The organism is Pelagibacterium lacus (assembly GCF_003345525.1).
GTDB classification, from domain to species: domain Bacteria; phylum Pseudomonadota; class Alphaproteobacteria; order Rhizobiales; family Devosiaceae; genus Pelagibacterium; species Pelagibacterium lacus.
In genome coordinates, this window is record NZ_QQNH01000004.1 from 74,401 (window position 1) to 89,593 (window position 15,193).

General features: G+C 64.2%; 17 protein-coding genes. 8 read left to right on the forward strand and 9 right to left on the reverse strand.

The features are described from left to right. Positions 1-41: 41 nt before the first annotated feature. The 4 genes from mgtE to DVH29_RS04435 all read left to right on the forward strand — a co-directional run bounded on the left by mgtE (position 42) and on the right by DVH29_RS04435 (position 3,729). The gene (mgtE, locus tag DVH29_RS04420; RefSeq protein WP_114644952.1) at positions 42-1,448 is read left to right on the forward strand and encodes a magnesium transporter; all 1,407 of its coding nucleotides are present in this window, start codon (positions 42-44) and stop codon (positions 1,446-1,448) included. Between the two features lie 330 nt (positions 1,449-1,778). Further along, positions 1,779-2,198, forward strand: a complete 420-nt coding sequence (locus tag DVH29_RS04425) for a DUF1489 family protein (RefSeq protein WP_114644953.1) — start codon at positions 1,779-1,781, stop codon at positions 2,196-2,198. 83 nt (positions 2,199-2,281) lie between these two features. Beyond that, positions 2,282-2,671 carry a PRC-barrel domain-containing protein gene (locus DVH29_RS04430; protein WP_245944876.1) on the forward strand — a complete coding sequence of 130 codons (390 nt, stop codon included), beginning with the start codon at positions 2,282-2,284 and terminating at the stop codon, positions 2,669-2,671. 179 nt (positions 2,672-2,850) lie between these two features. After that, entirely contained in the window at positions 2,851-3,729 is an 879-nt protein-coding gene (locus tag DVH29_RS04435; protein WP_114645063.1) for a division plane positioning ATPase MipZ, read from the forward strand. Between the two features lie 5 nt (positions 3,730-3,734). On the opposite strand, the gene DVH29_RS04440 is transcribed toward DVH29_RS04435, so the two are convergent. From DVH29_RS04440 to DVH29_RS04450, 3 genes are all read right to left on the reverse strand, one after another. Then, positions 3,735-4,514, reverse strand: coding sequence for an SDR family oxidoreductase (locus DVH29_RS04440; protein ID WP_114644955.1), 780 nt, complete (start codon positions 4,512-4,514; stop codon positions 3,735-3,737). Between the two features lie 64 nt (positions 4,515-4,578). Further along, positions 4,579-4,860, reverse strand: a complete 282-nt coding sequence (locus DVH29_RS04445) for a hypothetical protein (protein WP_114644956.1) — start codon at positions 4,858-4,860, stop codon at positions 4,579-4,581. 46 nt (positions 4,861-4,906) lie between these two features. Beyond that, positions 4,907-6,505, reverse strand: a complete 1,599-nt coding sequence (locus DVH29_RS04450; RefSeq protein ID WP_147275996.1) for a serine hydrolase — start codon at positions 6,503-6,505, stop codon at positions 4,907-4,909. Between the two features lie 351 nt (positions 6,506-6,856). On the opposite strand from DVH29_RS04450, the gene clpS reads away from it, so the two are divergent. The 3 genes from clpS (at position 6,857) to DVH29_RS04465 (ending at position 10,145) form a co-directional block, all read left to right on the forward strand. After that, positions 6,857-7,192 carry an ATP-dependent Clp protease adapter ClpS gene (gene clpS, locus DVH29_RS04455; RefSeq protein ID WP_114645064.1) on the forward strand — a complete coding sequence of 112 codons (336 nt, stop codon included), beginning with the start codon at positions 6,857-6,859 and terminating at the stop codon, positions 7,190-7,192. Between the two features lie 12 nt (positions 7,193-7,204). Continuing rightward, on the forward strand, positions 7,205-9,589 hold the full coding sequence (clpA, locus tag DVH29_RS04460) for an ATP-dependent Clp protease ATP-binding subunit ClpA (protein ID WP_114644958.1): 2,385 nt from the start codon (positions 7,205-7,207) through the stop codon (positions 9,587-9,589). Positions 9,590-9,698: 109 nt separating this feature from the next. Next, entirely contained in the window at positions 9,699-10,145 is a 447-nt protein-coding gene (locus tag DVH29_RS04465; protein WP_114644959.1) for a pseudoazurin, read from the forward strand. Between the two features lie 133 nt (positions 10,146-10,278). Here the strand turns inward: DVH29_RS04465 and DVH29_RS04470 are convergent, their stop codons facing one another. From DVH29_RS04470 to DVH29_RS04495, 6 genes are read right to left on the reverse strand one after another with little or no spacing between them, the layout of a single operon-like run. Continuing rightward, entirely contained in the window at positions 10,279-10,698 is a 420-nt protein-coding gene (locus DVH29_RS04470; protein WP_114644960.1) for an HIT family protein, read from the reverse strand. A gap of 58 nt (positions 10,699-10,756) precedes the next feature. Further along, a complete protein-coding gene (locus DVH29_RS04475) occupies positions 10,757-11,917 on the reverse strand; it encodes a GNAT family N-acetyltransferase (protein WP_245944877.1) in 1,161 nt (386 codons plus the stop codon). Continuing rightward, positions 11,910-12,662, reverse strand: coding sequence for a glycerophosphodiester phosphodiesterase family protein (locus DVH29_RS04480; RefSeq protein WP_114644962.1), 753 nt, complete (start codon positions 12,660-12,662; stop codon positions 11,910-11,912). The genes DVH29_RS04475 and DVH29_RS04480 overlap by 8 nt, the downstream gene beginning before the upstream one ends. Then, positions 12,663-13,115 carry a RidA family protein gene (locus tag DVH29_RS04485; protein ID WP_114644963.1) on the reverse strand — a complete coding sequence of 151 codons (453 nt, stop codon included), beginning with the start codon at positions 13,113-13,115 and terminating at the stop codon, positions 12,663-12,665. Then, a complete protein-coding gene (locus DVH29_RS04490) occupies positions 13,090-14,418 on the reverse strand; it encodes a DNA polymerase IV (RefSeq protein WP_114644964.1) in 1,329 nt (442 codons plus the stop codon). Before DVH29_RS04490 ends, DVH29_RS04485 begins: the two co-directional genes overlap by 26 nt. Before the next feature lie 4 nt (positions 14,419-14,422). Further along, the gene (locus tag DVH29_RS04495; protein WP_114644965.1) at positions 14,423-14,698 is read right to left on the reverse strand and encodes a DUF3572 family protein; all 276 of its coding nucleotides are present in this window, start codon (positions 14,696-14,698) and stop codon (positions 14,423-14,425) included. A gap of 98 nt (positions 14,699-14,796) precedes the next feature. Here DVH29_RS04495 and DVH29_RS04500 point away from each other — a divergent pair, with 98 nt between their 5' ends. Then, on the forward strand, positions 14,797-15,171 hold the full coding sequence (locus DVH29_RS04500) for a response regulator (protein WP_114644966.1): 375 nt from the start codon (positions 14,797-14,799) through the stop codon (positions 15,169-15,171). The last annotated feature ends 22 nt before the right edge of the window (positions 15,172-15,193 follow it).

Consider the following 15,193-nt stretch of genomic DNA (forward strand, 5'->3'; position numbering starts at 1 on the left):
AACGGGCGTTGGAACGTCATGACCGGGAAAGGAGAGTTGGAATGAACCAGCCTGTGAACAACGACCCGGAAGCCCCCGAACCGCAACCGATCTATGACGAGGACGGCCGCCTGCGACCGGACTGGCTGGACGCTCTGCGGGCTGCGATCGAGGCCGGCGACGCCGAGGCCCTGCGCGAGCAGGCGGCGCCCCTGCACGAATCGGAAATGGGCGACGTCATCGAAGCGCTGTCCGCCGACGACCGGGTCCGGCTGGTCACGCTGCTGGGGGACGCCTTCGACTATCTCGCCCTCACCGAGGTCGACGATTCGGTGCGCATCGACCTCATGGAGTCCTTGCCCAATTCCGAGATCGCCCGCGGCGTGGCCGATCTGGACAGCGACGACGCGGTCTACATCCTCGAAGACCTCGAGGCGGAGGATCGCGACGAGATTCTGGCGCAGATGCCGGTGTTCGAGCGCATCTCGCTCAAGCGCAGCCTCGATTTTCCCGAGGATTCGGCCGGTCGGCGCATGCAGACCGAATTCATCGCCATTCCGCCCTTCTGGACGGTGGGCCAGACCATCGACTATCTGCGCACCAATGACGATCTGCCGGACGAATTCTACCAGATCTATGTGGTCGATCCCGGTTTCAAGCTTCTGGGCGTGCTGCCCCTCGACCGTATCCTGCGCGTGCAGCGCGCCACGCGGATCGAAGACCTGATGAACACCCAGCTCCGCGAGATCGAGGCCACCCTCGACCAGGAGGAAGCGGCGCGCATCTTCGAGCGCTATGATGAGATCGAGGTGGCGGTGGTCGACGAGGGGCGGCGGCTGGTCGGCATCCTGACCGTCGACGATATCGTCGACGTCATCAACGAGGAGGCCAATGAGGACATCCATCGCCTCGGCGGCGTCGGCGACGAGGATATTTCGCGCAGCGTGCCCGGCGTGGTGCGCAGCCGCGCCACCTGGCTGGCGGTCAATCTGGGCACCGCGACGCTGGCATCGCTGGTCATCGGCCTGTTCGACGACACCATTTCGCAGATGGTGGCCCTGGCCGTCCTGATGCCTATCGTCGCCTCCATGGGCGGGGTGGCCGGTACGCAGACCATGACGGTGACCGTGCGCGCCATTTCGCAGCGCGAGCTCGACCGCAACAATGCCTGGCGGCTGATACGGCGCGAATTGCTGGTCGGGCTGACCAATGGGGCGATCTTCGCCGTGCTTCTGGGGCTCATCACCGGGTTCCGCTTCGCCGATGCGGGGCTGGGGATCGTGATCGCTGCGGCCATGGTGGTCAATATGGTGGTGGCCGGCGGCAGCGGCATCCTCATTCCCCTGACCCTGGAAAAGCTCAAGCTCGATCCGGCGGTGGCTTCGTCCACATTCGTCATGACCCTGACCGACGTGGTCGGGTTCTTTGCTTTCCTTACGCTGGCCGGCTGGTGGTTCGGCCTGTTCTGAGCGTCTGGCGGGGTGCGGCAAAACCGCGCTCGATTGTGGCAAATCCATGGCTTGCAAAGCGCGGCCGCAGTCGTTAATTAACCGTTCATCGATGGTATGGACAGGCCCGCCTGCCGCCATCGGAGTGCAACAGCGCAAGGAGCTTGCATGCGTAGCCAATCCAAGGCCGTATGCTGGCGGGCCGCAAGCTGGACATGTGTCGGCCTGCTCTCGCTTGGTTTTATTGTCTCGGTGGTTGTCGGCGCCTGATAGGCCTTTCGATCGGCAACTGAGTCAGATAGACAATGGGGTGTCCGCCAGCGGGCACCCCATTTTGCTTTCCCGAATGCCATGAACATCATCAAGCTCTGTGTCGGAGCGACCTCCATCGAAGACCTGGTGAACTGGCGGGCCGAACGGCGCGCCCAGGGCCTGGGCCGGGCCGATGGGCTCAATGTGCACCGCACCCGCATGATGCCGCGCAGGGCCGACGAGATCGTCGGGCAGGGCTCGCTCTATTGGGTGATGGGCGGCGTCATAAGGTGCCGGCAGAAGATCGTTGCGCTCGACGCCGCAACCGATCACGAGGGGCGGGCCTGCTGCGAGATCGTCATGGACCCCCGCATCATCCGCACCCAGCCCTATCCGCGGCGCCCCTTCCAGGGCTGGCGCTATCTCGCGCCGGACGACGCGCCCCCCGATATGGACGTGTCCGAGGATGCGCCATCGGATTCCATGGCGCGGGAACTGGCGGCGCTGGGTCTCCTGTAGGACGCGGGGCAGGAACCGGCAGGAGTCTCGACCGTTCCTTACGTGGTGAAACCACTGAACGGAGAGTTGCGATGGATCCCAGAATGGACAACGGACTGAACGCCCGCGATCTGGATCGGCGGGAATCGGGCAATCTGATCGGCAGCGACAAGGTCGAAGGAACCGCGGTCTACAGCCTCAACAACGACAAGATCGGGACGATCGAACGCGTGATGATCGACAAGCCCAGCGGCAAGGTCGCCTATGCCGTGCTCAGCTTCGGCGGCTTCCTGGGGATCGGGGACGATCACTATCCCATTCCCTGGGCCAAGCTAACCTATGATGAAAGCATCGGCGGCTATCGCACCGATCTCTCCAAGGCCGAGCTCGATGAGGCACCGCGCCACGGGTCCGACGACGATTTCGATTGGAACGACCGCGAACGGGCCATGGACATCTATACCTATTATGGCGTCCCGCCCTATTGGATTTGATCCCGAGGCATCCGAATCATCGTGCCGGAGCGTCGCTAGACGCTCCGGCATCTATTAATAAAAATTGAATAAATTCCATCCTATCTTTGCTCTGGTGCGGCTTTTACGCACTTGCTCAATGCCAGCGAAGCACACATGGTTTGCATCGCGTTCAAATCGGGCCGGGGATGGCGATGCAGATGAAGCGCAATGCGCATGTCATCGTATTGGGGAATGAAAAGGGCGGATCGGGCAAATCGACCACCGCCGTCCACCTGGCCATCCAATTGCTGCACGAAGGCTATCGTGTCGCCACCATCGACGCCGACAGCCGCCAGCAGACCTTCACGGCCTATATCCGCAATCGGCGCGAATGGGCCCAGGCGCATGGGCTCGAGGTTCCGCATCCCATCCACTTCCATCTCCCGCGCATGCGGGAAGATTCCATCGCGCTCAACAACCGCATGGAGTTCGAGCGATTCCGGCAGGCGGTGGCCGAAGTGGAGAGCGAGGTCGAGGTCCTGATCATCGACACGCCGGGCTTCGATACCCATCTCACCCGGATCGCCCATTCGCTGGCCGATACGCTGATTACGCCGATCAATGACAGCCTGATCGATCTCGACGTGGTTGCCCGGGTCGATCCGGCCACCGGCCGCGTGCTGGAGCTGAGCCATTACACCCGGCTGGTGCAGAAGGCGCGGCGCGAGCGGCTGGCCATCGATGGGCGGACCATCGACTGGGTCCTGGTGCGCAATCGCATGTCGACGCTCAATTCGCGCAATGCCATTCTGGTCCAGGCAGGCCTCGAGCAGGTCGCCGAACGGGTCGGCTGCCGCGTCGCCGACGGCATCGCAGAACGGGTGATCTTCCGCTCGCTGTTCCCCATTGGCATGACGGTATTCGACCCCCTCGACGAGGCCATGCTGGGCGGCATGCCGACCATGAGCCATGTGGGCGCCCGGCAGGAATATCGCCAGCTCATGGATGCGCTGAACCTGCGATTGGCCCCGCCGGCGACGGCGACGGCCGCATCCGGCGCGCCTTCTTCGCACAAATTCGCAGATACCCTGGTTTAGGCGCGCTAAACCAGCAGCGACTGGCCGCCATCGATCCAGATCGGCGTGCCGGTGATATGGCGCGACGCGTCCGATCCGAGAAAGCAGACCAGATCGGCCACGTCCTCGGCCTTTCCCGGCGCCCCATCGGTGAGGGGGATTTTTCCTTCGGGATAGACCGCCGGTTCCGCCGCCTTTTCGGTGTTCTGGCGGGTGGTGTTCTCGTCGATCTGGCTTTCGATGGCTCCGGGGCAGATGATGTTGACCCGGATGCGGTGCTTAGCCAGTTCGAGCGCCGCCATCTGGCCCAGCGCAAGCTGCCCGCCCTTGGTGGTGGCATAGGCAGAGGCCCCGGCGGTGGTGAAGGTCCGCGTTCCGTTGATCGATGAGGTGATGACGATCGATCCGCCCCGGGCGGTCATCAGGGGCACCGCATGGTGCAGGGTGAGGAAGGTGCCGCGCAGGTTGACGGCGATGGTCTGGTCCCAATCCTCCGCGGCGAGTTCGTCGATCGGGGCCCAGGTGCCGTTGATCCCGGCATTGGCGAACACGATGTCGAGGCGGCCGAAATCTTGCGCGATAGTGTCGAAGGCGGCCTGCATGTCGGCGGTGTCGGAGACATCGGCATAAAGGGGGAGGGCGGTGCGGCCCATGCCCGCGATCTGGTCGACGACGGCGTCGACCTCTTCTTTCGTGCGGCTCAGCACCGCGACATCGGCGCCCTTCCGGGCCAGCTGGAGGGCGCTGGCCTTGCCCAGTCCCGACCCGGCGCCGGTGACCAGTGCGATTTTTCCCTCGAGGTCCATGGCCGCTCTCCGTGCTCGTGACGGAGAGGCAACGCCGGCGGGGGAAGCGCGGTTCCCTCGGGGATCAGTCCTCGCGGGGCAGGTAGAGCCGCAGGGCGCGCTGGCCCTGGGGGTCGAAGACGTCGAGGTCGATCGAGACGGTGGGGAGCACCATGCGGCGCGTGCGGGTCGAAAGCGCCAGCACCACCGAGAGCATGTCGGTCATGCGGCGGCGGACCGGGCGGTTGCCCTCGAGCCCGCGGATGATCGCATGCAGCGCGCCGGACTGGACCGCGGCGGCCTCGGAGGCCAGCGGCGATCGCGGGCTGAAGATCTTGAGATCGGAAAGTCCGGTCGATTCACTCATGGGGCGACTCCATACATTTGCACCAATCGGAGGATGACGGTTTGGCTTATCCCTGTACCGGCAGGCAGTTGATGGCGGACTGGCTGAGCGCGTCGCAGGTCGAGCGCGCCTGGGTGCGGTCGGCGAAGCCGGCGAAGCGGGCGCGGTAATAGGTGACGCCGTCGCGCTGGAAGGGCTCGACATAGCTCCGCAGGTCGGCAAGCTGGGCGTGCTCCTGCGCGGCGGTGGCCAGCATCTGCTGCGCGTCCTGTTCGGAATTGGCCGCGCCGACCTGGACGATCCAGCCGCCGCCCGGAACCGTCGCCGCGCTGTTGGTGGTCATGAGATCGGTCGGACGGGCGATAGGGGCGGGCGGAACGAGGATCTGGCCGGGCTGCAGCGTGCCGATATCGGGTTCGGCGAGCTTCATGGTCTCTGCAATCCAGGCGCCGATCGGGTCGTTGGCCGGATAGGCAGGGGCGCTTTCGGGCATGACGCCGGTCGCCACATAGGTTGCCTGGTCCAGCGCGCTTTCGCCCGGACGGGATGGGATATCGGCCGCGGCCACCACCTGGAAGGGGATGGTTTCGGGCTCGTTCGACGCCGGCTGGGGCGCGGGGGCCGGTGCCGGTGCTGCGGCGGGCGTGGCGGCTGCCACCTGCAAGGCCGCCTCGGCCTCGGTGATCACCGGAAGCAGGCTGTTGGGGCGGCGCGGCGGCAGGCCGTTGAGGGGAACAGCGACCCCGGCCGAGGCCACGGCGATGCCGTTGCCGAGCAGGGTGGGACGGGGGATCATCGCTTCGCGCCAATAGTCGCCCTGGCGGGCCTTGGGCAGATAGGTGCGCACCAGTTCCGCGACGCGGGCATTGCGCGAGGCGCCGGTGTTGAAGCCGAGGCCGATCACCACGATATGGCGGTTGCCGGTGCGGGCGGCGGTCATGAGGTTGTAGCCCGAGGCGTTGATATAGCCGGTCTTGATGCCGTCGACGCCATTCTGGCCCAGAAGCGCGTTGTGGCCGTTATAGGTCTTGCCGCCATAGGTGAAGCTGCGCACCTGGAAGTAGTCGTAATAGTGCGGAAAATGCAGATAGACGGCGCGCGCCAGGATGGCCTGGTCCTGCGCCGTGGTCACCTGGCCGCTGTCGGGCAGGCCGGAGGCGTTCTTGTAGGTGGTGCGGCTCATACCCAAGGCGCGGGCGGTCTGGGTCATGCGCTCGCCGAACTTGCTCTCGGTGCCGGAAATGTTCTCGGCCACGACGCGGGCGACGTCATTGGCCGAAATGGTCACCAGCGCCTTGATGGCGTCCTCGACCTTGATGGTCGAACCGGCGCGCACCCAGAGCTTGGTCGGCACCGCCGCCGCGGCATGGGCGGAGACGTTGAGCTTGCTGTCGAGCCGCAGGCGTCCGGCTTCGAGCTCCTGGAACAGGATATAGAGGGTCATCACCTTGGTGAGCGATGCGGGATAGCGCAGCTCGTTGGCCCTGTCCTGGTAGAGCACCTGGCCGGTCTTGGCGTCGACGACGATCCCGGCATAGGCGCGGGGAACGTTCTGCGCCTGGGCCTGGGTCGCCACGGCCATAGCGGCGGTGAGCGCTACGAGGAGGACGAGGACATGGCGCGCAAAAGCGGCACGTGCGGATTCGATACGCAGAAGGGTCGGCACCCGATACTCCAACTCTTTACTGGACCGGCACGAAAAATGACGCCGCACCGTTACTCAACTCTAAGATCCGCGCGGGCCCATCCCCCAACCGGCCGCCGGATCGTCAACTGGCGGAACGATAGGGGCGCCGCGGTTACAAATCGGTAAAGTGCATAAACTTTGACGCAATTTTTGTGGCGGATGGTTCACAGGTGATTGATCGCGCGAAGGCCCCTTAACATGGCCGGGATTTTGCCTACATAATGGGGCCAGCTCGCCTTTCTGATTTGGGACGAACGGACCTTGAAAATCCTAGGATACCCCGGCACGATCACACGGATCCGGCCCTTTGCGTCCGACGACGGAGGGGCGCTGCGCGCCGGGCCGGACAGGGAGCATGACGACGACCGCAGCGGCCAGACCGGGGTGGCGACCAAGACGCGCCCCAAGACCAAGAAGCCCAGTCTCTATCGCGTCCTGCTGCTCAATGACGACTACACGCCCATGGAGTTCGTCATCCTGATCCTCGAGCAGGTGTTCAACAAGTCCCGGGAAGATGCCACGCGGATCATGTGGCATGTTCACAACCAAGGTGTGGGGGAATGCGGGGTCTATCCCTATGAGGTGGCCGAAACCAAGGTCACCCAGGTGATGGACGCCGCGCGCAGAAACTCCCATCCGCTGCAATGCGTGATGGAAAAGCAATAGGATAGGACCAACATGCCTTCATTCTCCCGTGGTCTTGAAAAGGCACTGCATCAGGCGATGAACCTCGCACGCGAGCGCTCGCACGAATTCGCGACACTCGAGCATCTCCTGCTCGCCCTGACGGAAGACCGCGACACGATTTCGGTCCTCACCGGCTGCGATGTGGACATCGAGGCCCTGCGGACCGATCTCGAGGAATTCATCGACGAGGAGCTCGACAGCCTCATCGTGGCCAGCGGCCAGGACGCGCGTCCGACCGCTGCTTTCCAGCGCGTCATCCAGCGCGCCGTCATCCATGTGCAATCGTCCGGCCGCGAGGAAGTGACCGGGGCCAATGTGCTCGTGGCGATCTTCGCCGAACGCGAGAGCCATGCCGCCTATTTCCTCGAGCAGCAGGACATGACCCGGCTCGATGCGGTCAATTTCATCTCGCACGGCATCGCCAAGTCGGGCCGCGGGGCCGATCGTCCGGTCCGTGGCGCCGATGAGGGCGGGTCGGGCTTCGAGGCCGGCGAGGAGCGCAGCGCCGGCGGTGGGCCGCAGCAGAATTCGGCCCTCGCCGATTTCTGCATCAACCTCAACGACAAGGCCCGGGCCGGCAAGATCGACCCGCTGATCGGCCGTGCCGCCGAGCTCGAGCGCACCATCCAAGTCCTGTGCCGCCGGTCCAAGAACAACCCGCTCTATGTGGGCGATCCCGGCGTCGGCAAGACGGCCATCGCCGAAGGACTGGCCCGCCGCATCGTCGAGGGCGACGTCCCCGAAGTGCTTCAGGGCGCGGTGATCTATGCGCTCGACATGGGCTCGCTCCTGGCGGGCACCCGCTATCGCGGCGATTTCGAGGAACGGCTCAAGGCCATCATGAAGGAGCTCGAAAAGAAGGAGAACGTGGTTCTCTTCATCGACGAGATCCACACGGTGATCGGGGCCGGCGCCACCTCGGGCGGCGCGCTCGATGCGTCCAATCTTTTGAAGCCCGCGCTGGCGTCCGGAGCGATCCGCTGCATCGGCTCGACCACCTACAAGGAATATCGCCAGTTCTTCGAAAAGGACCGGGCGCTGGTCCGCCGCTTCCAGAAGATCGACGTCAACGAGCCGACCATTCCCGATGCCATCGAGATCATGAAGGGCCTGCGGCCCTATTTCGAGGATTATCACAAGCTCAAATACACCGACGACGCCATCACGGCGGCGGTCGAGCTTTCGGCGCGCTACATCAACGACCGCAAGCTGCCCGACAAGGCCATCGACGTGGTCGACGAAACCGGGGCGCGCCAGATGCTGGTCACCGAGGACAAGCGCAAGAAGACCATCGGCGTCGAGGATATCGAGACCACCATCGCCACCATTGCGCGCATCCCGCCCAAATCGGTGTCGAAGTCCGATACCGAGATGCTGGGCAATCTGGAGACCAACCTCAAGCGGGTGGTGTTCGGGCAGGACAAGGCGATCAACGCGCTGTCGTCCGCCATCAAGCTGGCCCGTGCCGGCCTGCGCGAACCGGAAAAGCCCATCGGCTCCTATCTGTTCACCGGGCCCACCGGGGTCGGCAAGACCGAGGTGGCCAAGCAGCTCGCCGACACGCTCGGCGTCGAGCTGCTGCGCTTCGACATGAGCGAATATATGGAGCGGCATACGGTGTCGCGCCTGATCGGCGCGCCTCCGGGCTATGTCGGGTTCGACCAGGGCGGGCTTTTGACCGACGGGGTCGACCAGCATCCGCATTCGGTGCTGCTGCTCGACGAGATCGAGAAGGCTCATCCGGACCTGTTCAACATCCTGTTGCAGGTGATGGATCACGGCAAGCTGACCGACCATTCGGGCAAGCAGGTCGATTTCCGCAACGTCATCCTGATCATGACCTCCAATGTGGGGGCGTCCGAACTGGCCCGGTCGCCGATCGGCTTCGGCCGGGTGCGGCAGGAGGGCGATGACGAGGATGCGATCAACCGCATGTTCACGCCCGAGTTCCGCAACCGGCTGGATGCGATCATCTCGTTCGCGCCGCTGCCGCCCTCGACGGTCAACCGCGTGGTGGAGAAGTTCATCCTACAGCTCGAGGGCCAGCTGGCCGAGCGTGGCATCACCATCGAGCTGACCCCGGAAGCCGCCAGTTGGCTGGCCGAACGTGGATATGACGAAAAGATGGGCGCGCGTCCCCTGGGCCGCGTGATCCAGGAATACGTCAAGAAGCCGCTGGCCGAGGAAGTGCTGTTCGGCCTGCTGCAGAAGGGCGGTTCGGTCACGGTCACCGTGGTCGGGGAGGGCAGCGAAGCGCGGCTCGAACTGGTTTCGGTGCCGCCGCGCCCGGCGCGTCCCAAGGCCATCACCGGTCCCAAGGGGGGCAAGAAGCCGACCCGGAGGGCCAAGCCCAAGGACGCCGAACAGGACTCCTGACTGCGACCTTTTATCCGGCGCCCCCTGGGGCGCCGGATCGCTTTTGGGCTGGCAATTGCCGGGTCAATTTAATATGATAAAACTATTCATAATAAGTCAGGAGATTGACATGCATATGTTGAAATCTGTCGCGACAGCTCTGGTTCTTGCCGCTTTCACGCTCCCCGCGGCCTATGCCGCCGATCATCGGATCGAAATGCTCGATCAGGGCAGCGATGGCGAGTTCATGGTGTTCGAACCTGCCTTCCTCAAGATCGAGCCCGGCGATACGGTGACCTTCGTGCCCACCGACGCCTACCACAATGCGGCGACCATCGAGGGCATGATCCCCGAGGGGGCCGAGGCCTTCTCCAGCCCGCTCAGCGAGGAGGTGACCATCACCTTCGACGTGCCGGGCCTCTATGGCATCGAGTGCGAGCCCCATTACATGATGGGCATGGTGGCCATGATCGTCGTGGGTGATCCGGTCAATCTCGAAGAGGCCAAGGCCGTCGAGGTTCCCGAGGGTGCGCAGGATCGCATCACCGCGCTTTTTGCACAGGTCGAGGCGCAGTAATCCCCAAAGGGGCCTGAATGACGAACCGGCCGCCGGGGCAGCCCGGCGGCCGGTTGTTTTTTTTTGCGCCGTCAGCGTGCGGTTCCGCACAGCATATCCCTGCAATTGTCCACCGGGTTTTCCACTCTTGCGATCAGAGCAGCGCCCGGATCTTTTCCGCCTGTGTCGCCAGCAGGCTGTGGTCGGCCATGTCGCCCGAATGCGGCTTGAGCGGCACGCCCTCATAGATGGGGATGATGTGGAAATGCAGGTGAAACACGGTCTGGCCAGCCGCCGCCTCGTTGAACTGCATGATGCGCAGGCCGTCAGCCGCCATGGCTGATTTGACCGCTCTGGCCACCGTCTGGGTTTTCCTGATCAGCCCCGCCAGCACCTCGGGTTCGGCGTCCAGCAGGTTGCGGGAGCCCGATTTGGGAATGACCAGCGTGTGTCCTTGCGATTGCGGCATGACGTCCATGAAGGCGAGGGTCTCGTCATCCTCATAGACCTTGTGGCTTGGAATCTCGCCCTTGAGGATCTTTCCGAAAATATTGTCCGGGTCATAGGCCGTCATCGTTCTCTCCTTGTGACTTTGGAGAGCTATAGCGCATCGGCCCGGGGCGGCAAATGCGTCAGCCCTTCCGGAACGGCGTGTAGTCGCCCAGCTCGGCATTCTGGAGTTCGACATATTTGCGCTCGTCCGCCAGATAGTCGGCGACGGCGCGGCGCAGTCCGGGATGCACGAGGTGGTGGATCGATCGCGTCGTCACCGGGGCATAGCCGCGCGCCAGCTTGTGCTGGCCCTGCGCCCCGGCCTCGACGCGCTTCAGCCCATGGGCGATGGCGAAGTCGATGGCTTGATAGTAGCACAGCTCGAAATGCAGGAACGGCACGTCGCGCACCGCGCCCCAGTTGCGGCCGTAAAGCGTGTCGTCACCGAGAAAGTTCAGCGCGCCGGCGATATAGTCCCTGCCGTCCCGCGCCAGCATCAGGACGATCCTGTCGCCCATGCTGGCCGAAATGCAGGAAAAGAACTCGCGATTGAGATAGGGCCGGCCCCATTTGCGCGAGCCGGTGTCCATGTAGAACGCATAGAACGCATCCCAATGGGCTTCAGTGAGGTCGTTGCCGGTCACCCATTCGCAGGTGATGCCGTCGGCCAGCGCATCGCGCCGCTCGCGCCGGATGGCCTTGCGCTTGCGCGATTGCAGCGTGTCGAGAAAATCCTCGAAGCGCGCGAAGCCGTCATTGGTCCAGTGGAACTGCGTGTCGTGGCGCACCAGCCAGTCGGCGGCGGTGGCGATGGCTTCTTCGGTCTCGGTGACGAAGGTCGCGTGCACCGAGGAGGCGCCGAGCCGTTCCGCCAGCGCTTCGGCGGCCTGCAGCAGCAGGATTTTCGCGTCGGCGTCGTCATGGGCGGTCAGCAGCTTGGGGGCGCTGGCCGGGGTGAAGGGCACCGAGCTTTGCAGCTTGGGATAATATTTGCCGCCGGCCCGTTCGATCGCGTCGGCCCAGGCATGGTCGAAGACATATTCGCCCATGGAATGGGATTTGAGGAACAGCGGCATCAGCCCGACCGGGGCATCGCCGCGCGAGATGAGGATGTGCTGGGGCTGCCATCCGGTCCGCCCCGTCGCGCAGCCCGATTCTTCGAGCGCGCGGAAAAAGGCGTGTTCGAGAAAGGGATTGCCGGGCCGCTGCCGGCCGCCCGAGGCCAGCCCGTTCCAGGTGGATGCCGATATGGAGGCGGTCGAGGGGTGAACCGAGATCGTCAGTTCCGGTGCATTACTCAAGGTCGGGATCGAATCCTTCAAACACGATCTGGTCCGCATGGCGCCTGGCGGTCGCGGCCGTGTCGGCTGTTCGGATGGTCCAGCTCATGACCTTCATGCCCAGCGCCCGACGCAGCCGCACGATCGGATGGCTCAGATGCGTCTGCTCACACGATATGAATGTGAAGTGCGAGACGGCCTTGTGCAAGGTGGTGCGCAAAAGGAATCTCTGCAATCCGGAAAGGTGGTCGGCATGGGAGCGATAGTCGAAGGTCACGATGCCGAGCGGCCCCTTGAACCCGGCCTTGTGCAGCGTGCTCAGGGCCAGCGGGTCGAAGGATTTGAACGCCAGCGGTCCGGAATAATCGGCGATATCGGCCAGGGCCTTCTCGGTGAGCTCGCGCGTATCGTAGGGGAAATCCTGCTGCTTGATCTCGACTACCAGCGGCACCTGGCCGGCGACGCCGGCCAGCAGTTCGGAAAAGCGCAGGGGCGTATCCCCGGCCGCGCTGCCGGTGAGGGGCAGGGCGCAGATTTCGGCGGCCGGGGTTTCGCGGACCCGGCCCGCCTGGCCGGTCAGCCGGGCCATGTCGCCGTCATGGAACACCACCGCCTCGCCATCGGCGGTCAATTGCAGGTCGCATTCGATGGCGAAGCCGCGATTGATCGCGGCTTCGAAGGCGGATCGGGAGTTTTCGATCACGCCATTGGCTGCGTCGTGAAGGCCGCGATGGGCAATGGGCGTGTCGAAAACAGGGTCGGTCATTCAGGCGATCTCGATGACGGCGTCGATTTCAACTGCCGCACCCAGCGGCAGCGCCGCGACGCCAAAGGCGGCGCGGGCGTGCTTACCGGCGTCTCCCAACACTTTTATGAACAATTCCGACGCCCCGTTGGCGACGATGTGCTGCTCGAAGAAATCGGGCGCGGAGGCCACGAGAACCGTCAGCTTGTGCACGGACTTGATCGTGGAAAGATCAGCGACCTGAGCGACTTGCGCGAGGATGTTCACAGCGCACATCGCGGCGGCTTTCTGCCCGGTTTCCACGTCGGTGCCGTCCCCCAGCCGACCCTTGATCATCCCGTCAGGCCCGACCGGCAATTGCCCGGAGACATAGAGCATATTGCCCGACCGGCTGACCGGAACATAGCTTGCGGCGGGCGCCGCGGGCTTGGGCAGCTCATAGCCCAGGTCATTGAGTTTCTGTTCGATCGTCATCGTCGGTCTCCGGTTTGGTGTCTCGTGCTTTGGGCTGGCGATAGAGCTTGCCGCGGACGAGCGAGTCGCGGCCGAACTTGTCGCGCACCCGGTCCATGGCCCGTTCCGCCGCGGCCTTGCGGGCGATTCCGGGCTCGATCAGATCGGCCGGGTCGCTCCCATCGGCTGGCTCCAGTCCCGTAACACCTATGCCGAGCAGCCGAAAGGTCGTACCGTCGATCTCGCGCGCCAGCAATTGCCGTCCCACCTCATAAAGCGAGGTGGCCAACTGGGTCGGCATCATCACGTGCTGGGCGCGGGTGCGGGTCCTGAAGCCGGCGGTCTTGAGCTTGAGCGAGATGGTGTCGCCCACCAGTTGTTGCTTCTTCAGCCGCTCCGACAGGCGTTCGCACAGCGACAACAGTGCGGTCGAGAGCGAATCGAAATCGGCGAGATCGGTGAAGAAGGTGGTTTCGGTGCTGACCGATTTGGTCTCGCGCTCGGGCGAGACCTTGCGATAATCCTCGCCGCGGGAGAGCTTGGCGAGCCTGGCGCCCATCTCGCCATAGCGGCGCATCAGGTCCTCCGCCGAGCGGGCCTGCAGGTCGCCGATGGTGACCAGCCCGTCCTTGCGCAGGGTCTCGGTCATCACCTTGCCCACCCCGAAGATGACGCTGATCGGCTTGGTGGCGAGGAGCGAGACGGTCTCCTGCACTCCGATCACCGCAAAGCCGCGCGGCTTGTCGAGCTCGGAGGCGATCTTGGCGAGGAACTTGTTGTGCGACAGCCCGACGGAGATCGTCACCCCGATATCGTCCTCGATGGCCTTGGCGAGGCGCGCCAGCGTCACGGCGGGGGCGGCCTTGTGCACCTTTTCCGTGCCCGAAAGATCGAGGAAGGCCTCGTCGATGGAGAGCGGCTGCACGAGGGGGGTGAGCGCATCCATCTTGGCGCGGATCTGCCGGCTGACCCCGACATATTTGGGCATGTCGACCTTGATCACCACCGCGTCGGGGCACAGTCGCTTGGCCTGGAACATGGGCATGGCCGAGCGCACGCCGCTCATGCGCGCCAGGTAGCAGCAGGTCGAGACCACCCCGCGCTGCCCGCCGCCCACGATCAGCGGCTTGTCGACGAGGCTGGGATCGTCGCGCTTCTCCACCGAGGCATAGAAGGCGTCGCAGTCGATATGGGCGATCGAGAGGGCGAACAGTTCGTCATGATAGAGCACGCGCGGCGAGCCGCATTGCGGGCAGCGTTGCGGGGCCCGCCGGCTTTCGGCGTGGGTGAGGCAGTCCCGGCAAAGGTGACCCGCCGCGCCCATGGGTTCAGCTCTGCGGGTTGAGGCCGTGCCAGAGCCGCATCACGCGATTGACGTCGAGCCCGGCATTGGCGCACATGGCCAGCAGCAGCGCTTCGTTGCGGCCGAAATAGTCGACGAGGCCCTCGGCGAGGGCGGGCGTGCCCACCGATTCGCGCAGCCGCTGGGGCGAATAGCCGGCCAGCGCCATGAAGCGTTCGAGCTCGGAGACGTCGGCGACCAGCCAGTTGAGGCAGGCCTCGCCGACGGTCATGAGGTCAGCGGTTTCGGGGCTCTCGCGCATGGCCGGGACTCAGGGTATTTCTGGTTTCGTAAGATATTGCTGATACCGCAACCTAACGACAATCGAAAGCGCCGCATGGGCGGGGCAGCGAGGACGCCATGGCCAAGACAGTGATGATCGTGGAGGATAACGAGCTCAATATGAAGCTCTTCCACGATCTGCTGGAGTCGCGCGGTTACCGCACCATCCAGACCCGCAACGGCATGGAAGCGCTCGATCTGGCACGGGAACACCGACCGGACCTCATCTTGATGGATATCCAGCTTCCCGAAGTGTCGGGGCTGGTGGTCACCAAATGGCTCAAGGAAGACGAGGAGCTGGCCTCCATTCCGGTGGTGGCCGTCACCGCCTTCGCCATGAAGGGCGACGAGGAGCGCATCCGGCAGGGCGGTTGCGAGGGATACATATCGAAACCGATTTCCGTGCCTCATTTTTTGGAAACCATTGAGAGCTACATTGGCAAGGCCGAGTAGGCTGGTTTGATCAGGGGCCGAG

Excerpts from the sequence above, each read along its gene's own strand:
- DVH29_RS04435 (WP_114645063.1), top strand. The coding sequence starts at position 2,851 with ATGAAGCGCAATGCGCATGTCATCGTATTGGGGAATGAAAAGGGCGGA.
- DVH29_RS04425 (WP_114644953.1), top strand. The coding sequence starts at position 1,779 with ATGAACATCATCAAGCTCTGTGTCGGAGCGACCTCCATCGAAGACCTG.
- mgtE (WP_114644952.1), top strand. The coding sequence starts at position 42 with ATGAACCAGCCTGTGAACAACGACCCGGAAGCCCCCGAACCGCAACCG.
- clpA (WP_114644958.1), top strand. The coding sequence starts at position 7,205 with ATGCCTTCATTCTCCCGTGGTCTTGAAAAGGCACTGCATCAGGCGATG.
- DVH29_RS04430 (WP_245944876.1), top strand. The coding sequence starts at position 2,282 with ATGGACAACGGACTGAACGCCCGCGATCTGGATCGGCGGGAATCGGGC.
- DVH29_RS04470 (WP_114644960.1), bottom strand. The coding sequence starts at position 10,698 with ATGACGGCCTATGACCCGGACAATATTTTCGGAAAGATCCTCAAGGGC.
- DVH29_RS04500 (WP_114644966.1), top strand. The coding sequence starts at position 14,797 with ATGGCCAAGACAGTGATGATCGTGGAGGATAACGAGCTCAATATGAAG.
- DVH29_RS04445 (WP_114644956.1), bottom strand. The coding sequence starts at position 4,860 with ATGAGTGAATCGACCGGACTTTCCGATCTCAAGATCTTCAGCCCGCGA.
- DVH29_RS04465 (WP_114644959.1), top strand. The coding sequence starts at position 9,699 with ATGCATATGTTGAAATCTGTCGCGACAGCTCTGGTTCTTGCCGCTTTC.
- DVH29_RS04490 (WP_114644964.1), bottom strand. The coding sequence starts at position 14,418 with ATGGGCGCGGCGGGTCACCTTTGCCGGGACTGCCTCACCCACGCCGAA.
- DVH29_RS04485 (WP_114644963.1), bottom strand. The coding sequence starts at position 13,115 with ATGACGATCGAACAGAAACTCAATGACCTGGGCTATGAGCTGCCCAAG.
- DVH29_RS04440 (WP_114644955.1), bottom strand. The coding sequence starts at position 4,514 with ATGGACCTCGAGGGAAAAATCGCACTGGTCACCGGCGCCGGGTCGGGA.
- DVH29_RS04495 (WP_114644965.1), bottom strand. The coding sequence starts at position 14,698 with ATGCGCGAGAGCCCCGAAACCGCTGACCTCATGACCGTCGGCGAGGCC.
- DVH29_RS04480 (WP_114644962.1), bottom strand. The coding sequence starts at position 12,662 with ATGACCGACCCTGTTTTCGACACGCCCATTGCCCATCGCGGCCTTCAC.